Below are 12,484 nucleotides of genomic sequence, written 5' to 3'. Positions count from 1 at the left end.
TGCTCAGAGGGGAAAATAATACTGTTAGAACTCGTTGGCATTAATCATCGCTCCATGTCAGGTGACTAATGACCCACTGGCAGGCTATGGTCTTAAGGTCAATTCCCTCAGCTGAAACCTGATAAACCATGTCCCGACTCTGCAAAGATAATCCGGGATAACTAAACCAGTACCTTCAATCCATGCTTCTGCACCACGGTCAGCAGCTTCAGCGCTACTCCACCAGGACGCTTTGCACCACTTTCCCATTTCTGCACCGTTGACACACTAGTGTTCAGGTAGCTGGCAAAAACGGGCTGGCTCACGTTGAGCTTCTCGCGCAACGCCTTAATCTCAATGGGTTGAAGCTCATCCACGTTATTAAGGCACGCTTTATCAAAGTTGCGCATCGTTTCCTGCGGGATAGCATCGACGCTGAATAAACCGGAAGCCGCGCTATGGATAGCCTCAAATGCAGGACTCCTGAATTTACTTTTTGCAGTCATGGCAAATCTCCACCAGTTCTTCACTCTTTATCAGTGCCGTAATCTTCTTATCAGCAAGGGCAGCGTAGTGCTTTGCTAATTCACGGAATCCGGCCAGTTCACGATTATCAATGTTTGCCCTATCCTGTTTGGCGTAAAGGAACGTGTAAAACCAGTGCTCCCCGCCTTTTGCCAGAATAATGGCGCGATCGCGATTCTGGTTCAGCCGTTTCTTGTAAACACCACCGCCGAGGTCGTCAGCCTTACCTTGCATCACCGCTTCGATAGCCTGGCATAACTCACTATCCTGAATTGTGTGCGATTTAGCTGCCTTACTGAACCATTTAGTTTTGAATACGCGCATCGGGCTGACATCCTGTTACCTTAACTATAGCACCTGGTGCCAGACTACTCTTTTTTTACTGATGAAAAATGATCTCCGCCAACAAAATAGCGGCATACTTTTAATCATGTCTATCTGCTGCTAATGACAGCCAGCCAATGCTTCCGGTATCAGGATAATGCGAGTGGTTTGCGGGAACGCTTTTAAGAGGACCTGAGCAGCTGAAGGGTTACCTGATGTTTGGTCCGGTAGCATTTTTCAGCCACCACTTTTATTGCTGAGCCCCTCCCATGCAGGTATCCTTTTAACCCTGCACGCTAAAAGGATATGGCGCATGGATACGATAGAGAAGCCCGACCAAAATACATCTGATGAGGTTATTTCCTGGTATGAGGAAAACTGGAATAGCCCTGTATTCCCCTTTTTCCGAAAACCAAAACTCACCCCGGAGACCAGCCTGTCAACGGGTAAATACCCCTGGGCATGGGAAGACGCTGAGGACATCCTGGTAGAATACTTTGAGAAATTTAAGGTTGAACGCCGGAATTTCTCATTTATAAAATACTGGCCAAACGAAGAAACCTTCATCCCTCTGAATTTTTTGAGAAAAAAAGAAAATAGATTTCATTATGTTGAACCACAGCCGCTCACCATTGAGATGCTGGTGGCTTCCGCAAAAGCGGGATATTGGCTTTATGATTAATGGGGCTGTGGCCCTGATCGTATAAGTTATGCAGTCGTTCTCTCGTTCAGGGCATCAGCTGAAATGACATCATCTCGCAATAATTGCATCTGATTTAAAGAATATGTCTTGCCTCCTCGGGGTTGTCATCATTACTTTCGACAGAGCTCCAGGGCTAATATCCCAGTTGAAGCTTCGCAGAAAATGTTGATGATTTGTTGGTCAAAAAAACGTTCTTAGGGAGGGATGTCCACATATGATTTACGAAGACATTGCTATCATCGGGGTCTGTTAATCAGCGGAGGCAGGTCATCGTCTTAATTACAATAAAATTATAAAGTTGTAGTTAAGAATTATAGCCGGATAACCACCAGATAACATCTAAATAGCGATGCTACCTGGTGTCTCTGAGGTTAAACCGGGAAACGATTCCTGAGTATTACAACTGTCGTTGTTTCAGGCTGGAAGATATCGTTTTAATTTCACTTTTTAAACTTTCGCCACGGTATACCATCGATGTATCGTATCGTTGATACTTCTCATCGCGCGTAGCACTGAACCAGTTAAAGGAACCCACGCAGAGCAGCCCCTCATCACCAATCACAATCTTACTGTGAACACGGTTGACCAGCTTCGTCGTGATACCCATGTCATTCAGCCTTTCCACTGCTTCATTCAGGCGCTGATGTTTCTCTTTACGCTTTTCAAAATCTGCATGCTCTGTGTTATACGTTTTATCCGTTATTACCGTGATATCTATACCACGTGCTTGCGCTCGGGACATTGACGCCAAAAAGCCTGTCTGTTCCAGCTTTTGCCAGGTAAGCCATGGGGAAACGATCGTAATACTTTGATTAATGGCATCAAACGTCTGGTTCAGGAAAGCATCATGTTGCTCCACCCCGTGCAGTGTTGAAATCTGCGTTTGCGAGGTAATTAAATCCTGCCGCTTCTGAAACTCAAACTGTAATGCACTATCAACGGAAGCAAACAGATACTTTGCCAGCAGTCCCCGGGGAGAGGAGCCGGGTTGGATCTCAAAAAGATCCATATCGCCAAAGACCAGGAAGCTATCTTTAGCACGTGAAACCGCTACGTTCAGCATGCTACTGTCACTGTCGATAAACCCACCATCTTCATGCTTCGAATAGACTGGAGAGAAAATTACAATCGCTCTCTCCGCCCCCTGCAATGAATGAACAGTGCCCACTGTCAGGGAATTTTCATCACCACTACAATTGATATCCAGCTTACGTAGTGACGATTTGATCGTACGAACTTGTGCCGAAAATGGCGTCACAACTCCGACTAATTGGTGTAAAGACTTACCGTAATGACGCTCAATCGCTTCTTTATTGGCCACAAGCCACGCAGCTATCGTCTCAGCTTCAAAAGAGTTATAACGGCTTCCACCGCTGGCCTGCATGCCTTTACCATCTATATGCAGATAACCCATTGCAGGAAATATTGTCCCTTTTTCCTCCCCCCGTTTGGGCTGCAACTTACCGTGGTAGCAGAGGGTGTTACAGTAGCCAATGATGTTATCGAAGCAACGACGGTGTTCGTACAAGTACATCCCCCTGGCCAGGTCCGGATCGTACTGGTAACAAGAGTTAAACTGTGCAACCTTCATAACGCTGCCAGATGCAGCACTTTTTCCCGAGTCACACACCAGAGCATAAGCTTCTGTAAGTTCTTCCTGCGTACCTCCCGGAAGAATATTCTCCTCAACCATATTGCCGATATCAATACCAGGCAGGCTGTTCCAGATTGGGGCAATCTGTTCTGTATCACCAATCACTAATGCCTTCTTAGCCAGTGCGAAAGATGCTGCGGCAACTTCAGGGAGTACCTGCCCCGCTTCATCGACGATCAGTAAATCGGCAAAGTTATATAAATAGTTATCATCGAATCTCTTATTACCGCCGACAAACTCACTGGTTTTCATATGGCAAGGCAACATGAAACAGGTCATGACTACACAGGGAGTCAGCTTCATTCTGCGCTGCCAACGCGCCTTTGTGCTTTTCGCGCCAGTCCGGCCTTTTTCTTTTTGAAGATTATCAATAGCAGCCATATCCATCAGCCACCTGCCTTCCCAGTAATGCGTCGCCAGCAAAAATGCAGGGAAACGGAGCTGTGTATCGGCCAGCTCATCGGCCTCACGCAGGTTCAACTCTGTTTCACCCGTATGTCCCAGTGAGTAAGTAATCTCACGCCAGCGTATTGCCGCTTCCCTTTCAAGTCTCGAAATGTCCTCAGCAAGATCAATTTGGTGTTGATATTCGTCCTGTTCTTTAAGCGCTTGTGCAATCAAGCCATCGATAAAGGCTTCAACTCCATCAGGCAGAACACCCTGGAATGCTGTCATTCTTTCGCCAAACGTTGCCTCCAGAAACAGCTTCATTTGATAATGACGCTTAGTGCGAACGGCTGGTAACCAGGAGAAGAGAGCGAACATAATCGACTCACTCGCCCGATATTGTTCCCACTGGTTTTTTCCCTGCGTTAATAATGAGACTTCATTTGTACAATTAAGCAGTAACGTTTTCTTATCCTGAATATACTGTTCGAGATCATCGCTGATGGCCATCCGCTCCAGGCGGATTGCGTGTAGGATGTCCCATGCAGGTTCAATTTGCTCAAGATCTGCAGAGAGTTCCACTAAACGCTGATGCAAGAGATCCACAACCTGTTCAGGTGAATGACACTCCTTAGCCGGAAAAGCGTTTCTTGCCTTTTCAAGGAAGAAATACTGAGCAGTTTCTATATATTCAAGGGATTCGACACAATTAAAAAAATCTTCAGTCTGGTATTTTTTTGCTGCCTCAGCCTTTCGACCTGAAGAAGGGAAGTAAGCACCAAAGCTTTTTACATCAGGCAGCCATCGTCCAGCCATAGGCCCGGTGCCAATAGAAAAATCTTTACCGAAAGCCTCGATAATGTTGGTAACGGCCTGATTGTTGGTTGATGTCGCAATCACCACTGGCGGTTCAGTTTTACTTACCGCTGCTCTCGCCCATTCAGTAGCAATAATGGAAAGAACCAACGTCGTTTTCCCGGTTCCGGGAGGACCATTCACAGCAAGAATATCGCCCGATTGTTGAGTGAGATAATGGCTAAGTGCATCGCGCTGCGCCACAGCCAGCGGAAATTTATCACCGGAATGACCCAGGCGGTCACTGAACATGGCATTGCTGGCAAGGAGCGGTTCAACAGGAGACCTCTCGTTTGAAGCAAAACGGGTCAGTAATGGGACCTCTTTTTTGCACGACAGAAGATGATCGTACATAGGCAGGATATGAATGCTGGCACCTCCAGACTTGCTGGCTTTAATAATGTAGCCATATCCAGCTTGTTCATATTCCTCGGGAGATACGAGCCATTTACCGGCAACATGTTTTAAAAGTTCACCTGAATCTTTAAGGTACTTTTGCCACAACTGTTGATAACGTGCATACCGTATCGCTCGTTGTTCATCATTCTCCTCACGCAATCCATCATCTTCACCGGGGGTAATAGTAATGGAATCATGGGTGGTTTTATATTTGTCATACTCAGACATTTCACCAATTGAAAAGGTCCCTTTCGGAAGCGGCTCAAGCAGATCACGGGGGATGGAGGAAGAGGATGTGGGGAACAAAAAACCTTTGCGATTCAGGAGAGCAGAGGTAACCAAAGGTGTAACGATTCCAGGAGCCCCCGCGGTCCGCTCTTTGCCATGCTTCAGCTGACGGAGCCATACCTGTGGCCGTAACAGTACTTCGACGGTTTTAACCTGTTCGTCTTCGCCCTCAAAGAACGATTGCACGATCTCTTCACCCAACCTTCCTTGTTCAACGTTGATCCATTGTGTGAATGAATCTTCATCTTTACGCTCAAATGCCCCTTTTCCGGACTCGGCATCAGCTAAGGTATTACGCCAGTATGAAGTGAATCCTTGAGTATTGCTGTCCATTCCCCATCCCGTAACTAAAATGAAACTATTGGTTTTGTTGATATTGACATAGTACGTGGTTGAACATTGTGCACTAAGCGAGTAAGAGCGCAATGATTTGTTTGTACAGAAGAAACAATTATTATATGGTCTTATAGGGCAGAGCATACTGCTACCGCCATAGAGTTGAAAATGATTTGGTCGAGACTATAGTGGGCCAGTCTAGGGTAGTAGAATTTTAAAAATTACTGGTGCATAGAATTAAAAAAGTGGAACTATAAAGTGCAAATCATCTTACCCAAAAATACCTTGTATGACAAAGAGCAAAATGTCTTTTTTGAAAAAGTAACTGCCTTAATTGGCGAAAATGGTGCTGGTAAATCCTCAGTTTTGCAATCTGTATTTATTAATTGTTTAACGAAAAAATATCTACCAGAAACAAAAGTTGTTTGTTTTTCCTCTGGACAAAATGAAAAATACTCAACATATTTCTCTGATTATCTTTCTCATGAAAGACAAGCGAATCGTGGACTTAATTTAGATTGCTGTTATTACGATAAATCATGGTCAAAGTTACTAATATTCATATCCACAATTTGTAAATCAAATGGCCTTGTTAGAAATTTTTTATGTGAGAAATTCTATATTGATGTATCAGATGATAAAAGTGATGATATATCAAGCAAGCTTACATTGACAGTCCGAGTAAATTCGGCTTACGTTAATCGAGTAAAAATGGCATTAGCACAAGAAGAGCAAGGTATTGAAAATACCTTAAGGTATTCAGCTTATCATAGGACTTTAGAAAGTTTCATTAATAATATTGTTAATACCGATTATGATTTCGAAACTCCACTTGAAGCTCAAGAGATTTTGCTAACTCATTCAAATTTTTTTAACCCATCATTTGAAGAAGCAGAAGATTCATTTTTTGATCCTATCATAACATTTTTCACTCAAGCAGCAGATAATGATTACTTTATAATAAAACCATCATTACAACTAGAGTTTAAAAACAATATCGAACTGAATGATATTAGTGATGGGGAATATCAAGTACTCTTTTTATACTCTCTACTTGATATTTTTGATAGTCCTAATACTTTATTCTTATTAGATGAGATAGATTCCCATTTACATTACAAGAATATTGAGCTCTTATGGCATCGACTACATAGTATCAATGGTTATGCGATAACAACCACCCATCTATTAGACTCAATTACAGCTACTGATAATGATTTTAAAAACTTAAAGATTGTTGATAAAGGAAAAATAAAAGAAGACGATAAAATAAAAACTATAATAGAACGTTTATCAGTCTTGACAAGAATATCAGATGTACAATTCGAAGTGTGTCGTAAACTAGAAAACATTGTATTAATGGATGATTATAATGATTGGACTATTTTTTATGCCTTAGCAAAGAAAAAAGGACTTGATGTATCGAAGTTAGATAGCCTCCATGCTATAAAACAGTCCTCTGGTTATGATAATTTAAATCAAGAGTTCGCAAAACCAAAATTAGAGTGGATTAATTCGCTTTTAAATATAAACTCTGATAAAAAAGTCAAAAGAATATTCATGATTTGCGACAAAGACGAGGCTCCAATTATCTATCAGAAAGATGGTGTTCAAGTCAATGGAAATGAATATTCAAAGCATATAACGACGTTGGAAAATAAAAACAAAAATAAAATATATCTCCTTGCATGGAAAAGAAGAGAAATAAAAAACTACTTATTATCTTATACCGCATTGTCTCATTATGGATTTATCGATAAAATAAATAATGGAGATCTTCCAACTAACAGTTATTTAATAGAAAATAATCCCGGAGACAATCCAGCAATTAGTCGACTTAACGTAAAGTCTTGTATCACAGAAATAATCGATTCTGAAGGTATAGGATTAGATATATCAAAACTTTATTCATATATAGAGCTTATACCACCTTCTGAAATTAGTGTTGATATAGAGAATATGTACAATTTTTTGGTGGAGAAATTAAAATGAATGCCTCTTTATTTGAAGATCTGCTTACAATAATCAAGAAAAAGAGTTCGGTAAGAAATACTGAACAAGCGGTAGAGATAATTTCATTGTTTATTTTTTTGCATTATATAAAATTATATCTTTATGAACATAATAAAACGGTTTTAGATATAAAAAGCATACCAGACAATAACATTAATGGAATTAAAATACATTACCAAAAATCATATGAAAACTTTATTTCATCGATAGATATAACAAATAAAAAACATGACGCGCATGAAAAAATCAGGGGCAAGATCGATTTTTTAATTGACAATATTAATGACCATGAAATAATTAAATATATAGATCATTCTCTTTCACATATATATTCACTCAAAGAGTTCTATCAATATGCAAATTCTTATCAATCTTTAATTTTTAGGATGGTTAATGAATCTGGTCGATCTGGGGAATATGTTACTCCATCTGCTATAGTTCAGCTCATGGTTGAAAGGTTATCACCTACAGATGGCAAATCAATCTACGACCCAGCATGTGGTACCGGAGGTTTATTAATAGAGTCAGCACGACATATTAATAGCAACAGTTTAAAAAACAATTCAAATTACTCCCTTATTGGTAATGACACATCGTCATTTGCCTGTTTAATCTCAATTGTTAATCTTTTAATCAATAAAGAATCTAATTTTGAAATAATCCTTAAAGATAGTTTAGAACAAAATTATACGAATAAAAAATATGACTTTATTTTAACTAACCCACCATTTGGGAAAAAGAACGGATGGGATAACATTCATATTAACACCCATTACAAAGGACCTAATCTAGACTATTACTTCCTAGAGCATGTTATTGATTCTCTCAATTTTAATGGCAAAGCAGCCATAATCTTACCAGAGCGTTTTTTATATGATGTGAGTAAAGAATGTATTACTCTTAAAGATAAGATTTTCAAAAATTATAATTTAGAATGTATTCTATCTATACCATCAGGTGCATTACTGCCCTACACTGCAGTAAAACTATGTATTCTTTTTATAAGTAATTCTGGTCCAACTGATAGAATATTTTTCTACAATTTAAACAATGGTAAAAAATACTCACGTACAAATACTATAAAATTCGATGACTTTATAGATTTTTTAGATTCAGACAAAAAGAGAAGAATAACAGAGCACTCCTGGATTATCGATATGAGTGATACACCTTTATCTTATGACTTACTCTTAAAAGATAAAGAGAGAAACTCATATGAGTTCTTTAGTAATTCTATATCTAACATTGAGCAGACAATACGTAATAATAAATTATTACTAACCGAGTTTTCTTTATTAAGAGAAAAAATAGCAACCCTAGAATCAACAATAAAAAATCATTCTCATGAATATGAATTTGAAAGAATTAAAGTTGGTAATATTGCAAAAATAAAATCCGGGAATTTATTACAAAAAAATAAACTATTATCCACAGGGCCAATTCCTGTATATGGTGGAAATGGAGTTATTGGATATAATTATGAGGCAATGGAAAATGGTGAGAATATTATTATTGGTAAGGTCGGAGCTCTTTGCGGAAACGTTCGGTATGTTCAAGGTGATATTTGGGTGACAAATAACTCGTTAATTATTAAGAATGATTTACCAAATAAAATTTTAACACCATACCTTGCAAAATTACTATCGACTTTAAACTTAAGAAAGCTCGCCATTGGCACCGCTCAGCAATATTTAACCACAACACAAATAAAAAATGTAGAGGTTAGCATTCCACCTTTAACGACTCAGCATAAATTAAATATGTGGCTTGATGAGTTAGAAAATACGCTTGAACAATATAATGAGCTCATTGAAAAAATAATGAATGATAAGCAAGCACTCAAAGAGAATTTGTATAAAGGTCTTTTAATACAATAGATCACAGGAGCAGGGTGTCTATAAAACACCCTGCTCCTAGTTGCAAGTACGTTGCAATTTCTGTACTTCCGAAGCTAATATTAATAATGCTCCTCAATGTACCCATATGCTTTCCGGAATAACTCTTTATCTTTCCCTAGTCCAAACTGAGCCAAGGTCAGCAAAAGTGCCTTTTGGATTTCGCGAGGGCCACTGTTGGAGTTTTGCCAGCCATCAAAACGGGTAGCTTTGACGATTTGATCAATTTGCTCTACAACATCACCGATTAACTTAGGGGTAGTTTCCGGGCGTGTTTCCAGGAAAAGCTTAGTTAAAGCCTGTTTATTATCAGCTTCAGTTACTGGCCGCTCGCCCGTTTCGCGCTCGGCTTGTACGGTATCTTTCGCAGCATCCAACAGGCCTTTCAACCAGTCGATGGCCTTGATAACACCAGCTTCATAATCCTGACGCAGTTTTTCCAGACGCTCACCCAATGCCACAAATTTAGGATCATGGCTACCGCGTAAACGCCCCATAAGATCAATCTCCAGGCGTTTTGCGCGTTGTTCCTGTTCTTTAGCCGTCAGGGTAAAAATTGCGTGCTCATCCATGATCAACTCGTCAATATCATCGCGAATACGATTGATATCAGTATGCTCATGGATCATTTTGATGGTTTCAGGACCCAGCGCAGCCCAAACAAGCGCACCTGTCTGCCCCACCGGACGCACAGATTCATAAATTTGCGCCAGCCATTTATAGTCCTGACGATAAGGGGTTAAAAAAGGATCTGGATTGATAGCTGACCATAACTTAGATAACACGCCAAAGCTGGCAGCGAATTCATCACGTTTCTCGTTAGTTGGCAGACATTCTTGCGCGGCCATAATACCTTCAAAACCTTCTATGGAACGATCCACACCAGGGAAGAAGGCCAGACATTTATTCAGTTGTAACGGCAATAGCTCTTTAAATGCCTCGATTCCCTCTACAACCCCTTCAATTTCTTCAGGGTTGTAGGCCAGAGCCGTACGCAGATTTTCGAAAACGCCGAGGTAGTCGATAATTAATCCCATGTCCTTGCGTACATCATCGGTTTCATACAACCGGTTGGTTCGGCACATGGCCTGAAGAAGAGTATGATCGCGTAGAGGCTTATCGAGGTACATGCAGTAGCAAATTGGCGCATCAAAGCCCGTAAGCAGCTTGGCGGTAACGATGATAAGCTGTAACGGATGCACAGGATCTTTAAAGCATTCAATCAGATCCTTCTGTACCTGCTCTTCCGCATCGATGTGCTGCCAGCGTTCGAAATCGGCTTGTTTAACAGGTAGCTCCAATTCGTCATGCCATTTGAGCCAGTCCTTGTTGAGCTTATCTTTTTTACCACCCTCTTCAGCTTTAACCGGAGCCTGGTCAACGTTCATAACCACTTCAACGGCATCAAAACCGAGCTTTTCACCTAGCAAATAATACATCTGCACACAGGCTTCGCGATCGTATACCACAACCATGCCTTTCATCTTTTTCGGCATAACATGGCTGCTAAAATGCTCAACAATGTCATTACTCACCGCAGCCATGCGTCTCGGAGATTTCAGCATGATGGCCAGCTTCCCAGCACGTCTGGATAATGCTGCTTTTTCTTCTTCATCCAGGTTGTTTTCGGTAGCCAGTTGCTCGAACTCTTCATTGATGGCGTCACGATCTACTCGGAGTTCAGCCAACCGAGGTTCGAACTTCACCGGGTTAGTCGCGCCATCCCGGATCGACTGCTTATAGCTATAGCGGCTCATATAGCGACCCGGATCTTCTTCGGCACCGAACAACTTGAATGTATTACGATCAATGCCAGAAATCGGTGTGCCAGTCAGGCCATAGAAGTGGGCATTGGGCAACGCCCAGCGCATTTTCTCGCCTAACCCACCTTCCTGGGTACGGTGAGCTTCGTCAACCAACACAATAATGTTGTCACGGTTGTTCAGGCCTTTGGGGTTACTATCGTCAATTTCGATATCTTTAAATTTAAAGATGGTGGTGATTAAAATGCCACGGCTGTCTTGCTCAATGTATTCGCCCAACTTTTTGCAGCTTTGCACTTTTATCAGATTCTTAACGTCGGCTCCACCAAAGGTTTCATTAATTTGGCTGTCCAGATCTCGCCGGTCCACAACGATGAGTACCGTAGGGTTTTTTAACGTATTATCGGCACGCAGCATTTTAGCGGCGTAAAGCATCAACAAGGATTTACCCGATCCCTGGAAATGCCAAATCAGACCTTTTTTTGGATAGCCTCTGCGAACACGTTCAACGATTTGTTTTGCTGCTTCAAATTGCGGGTAACGCGGCAGGATTTTAACGCGTTTAGGCGGAGTATTTTTGCCCGTTTTGACGGTTGAAAATAATGCAAAAGATTCCAATAACTGCAATAAGGTTTGTGGATTTAACAAACTCTCACAGCTGTTGAGTACCGACGCCAAGCCCGGCAGAATCTCATCACGAAGCTCAGTATTATGCCAGGGCCCCCAGTCTTTAACTCGGGCATTAATTGCACCATAGGCAAAGGTTTTACCTTCGCTGGCAAAACACAACAAGTTAGGGACAAAGAAAGATTCAACATTTTTCCAATAGTACTTTTTGCCACCCATGAAGTCAGCGGCACCGTCTTGCCAGGTCACGCTGGGGCGCGTGGCAGTTTTAACTTCGCCCACTACCAGTGGTATACCATTCACATACAGGACAATATCAAAATAGACTTCAGTGGCCGCGATATAGTGGACCTGCTGTGCCACCACAAAGTGGTTATTTTCTATATTGTCAAAATCAATCAGATTGATGGTAATATGGTCGCCATTCTCGCCAAAAGGCAAGGTTTTGTCAGCCATCAACCATTCTTGGAAATTTTCATTGGCCTTTACCAGACCGGTATGGCGGGCTTCTAAAACCACTCCTCGTAGTTTGTAAATGACCTCATCGGCAAAGTCAGGTTGTCTGCCGATATCAGGGTTTAACGAACAAAGCGCGTCTTTTAGCCACTCATCAACGAAGATATCCTGCACTTGTTTAGGCAGATTTTCGCCGTGGCAATAAGCCCATTTGCCTCCACTTAGTCCTTTCAAGCGGTCGATAATTCCATTTTCTGTAACGGTTTGTTCGTTAAACATT

Annotated in this window: 7 protein-coding genes; 3 read left to right on the top strand and 4 right to left on the bottom strand. The window is 41.3% G+C overall.

The genetic code is table 11. From position 1 onward, the window contains the following. Positions 1-161: 161 nt before the first annotated feature. A complete protein-coding gene (locus tag ABD035_RS06070; RefSeq protein ID WP_025903927.1) occupies positions 162-485 on the bottom strand; it encodes a helix-turn-helix domain-containing protein in 324 nt (107 codons plus the stop codon). After that, the gene (locus ABD035_RS06065; protein ID WP_343868534.1) at positions 469-828 is read right to left on the bottom strand and encodes a type II toxin-antitoxin system RelE/ParE family toxin; all 360 of its coding nucleotides are present in this window, start codon (positions 826-828) and stop codon (positions 469-471) included. The genes ABD035_RS06070 and ABD035_RS06065 overlap by 17 nt, the downstream gene beginning before the upstream one ends. A 313-nt stretch (positions 829-1,141) precedes the next feature. Here ABD035_RS06065 and ABD035_RS06060 point away from each other — a divergent pair, with 313 nt between their 5' ends. Next, positions 1,142-1,510, top strand: coding sequence for a DUF1493 family protein (locus ABD035_RS06060; protein WP_343868532.1), 369 nt, complete (start codon positions 1,142-1,144; stop codon positions 1,508-1,510). 418 nt (positions 1,511-1,928) lie between these two features. Here the strand turns inward: ABD035_RS06060 and ABD035_RS06055 are convergent, their stop codons facing one another. After that, positions 1,929-5,447 (bottom strand): AAA domain-containing protein, encoded by a 3,519-nt coding sequence (locus ABD035_RS06055; RefSeq protein ID WP_343868530.1) that lies wholly within the window; start codon positions 5,445-5,447, stop codon positions 1,929-1,931. A gap of 261 nt (positions 5,448-5,708) precedes the next feature. Here ABD035_RS06055 and ABD035_RS06050 point away from each other — a divergent pair, with 261 nt between their 5' ends. Continuing rightward, positions 5,709-7,442: an AAA family ATPase gene (locus ABD035_RS06050; RefSeq protein WP_343868528.1), complete on the top strand. Its 1,734-nt coding sequence runs from the start codon at positions 5,709-5,711 to the stop codon at positions 7,440-7,442. Next, a complete protein-coding gene (locus ABD035_RS06045) occupies positions 7,439-9,340 on the top strand; it encodes an N-6 DNA methylase (protein ID WP_343868526.1) in 1,902 nt (633 codons plus the stop codon). Before ABD035_RS06050 ends, ABD035_RS06045 begins: the two co-directional genes overlap by 4 nt. Positions 9,341-9,420: 80 nt before the next feature. On the opposite strand, the gene ABD035_RS06040 is transcribed toward ABD035_RS06045, so the two are convergent. Further along, positions 9,421-12,483, bottom strand: coding sequence for a type I restriction endonuclease subunit R (locus ABD035_RS06040; RefSeq protein WP_343868524.1), 3,063 nt, complete (start codon positions 12,481-12,483; stop codon positions 9,421-9,423). Between the last annotated feature and the right edge of the window lies 1 nt (position 12,484).

The sequence above is a fragment of the Tatumella terrea genome (assembly GCF_039523755.1).
In the GTDB taxonomy this organism is placed as follows: domain Bacteria; phylum Pseudomonadota; class Gammaproteobacteria; order Enterobacterales; family Enterobacteriaceae; genus Tatumella; species Tatumella terrea.
Note: the sequence above shows the minus strand (reverse complement) of the source record. Positions and strands in the feature narration are given on the sequence as shown.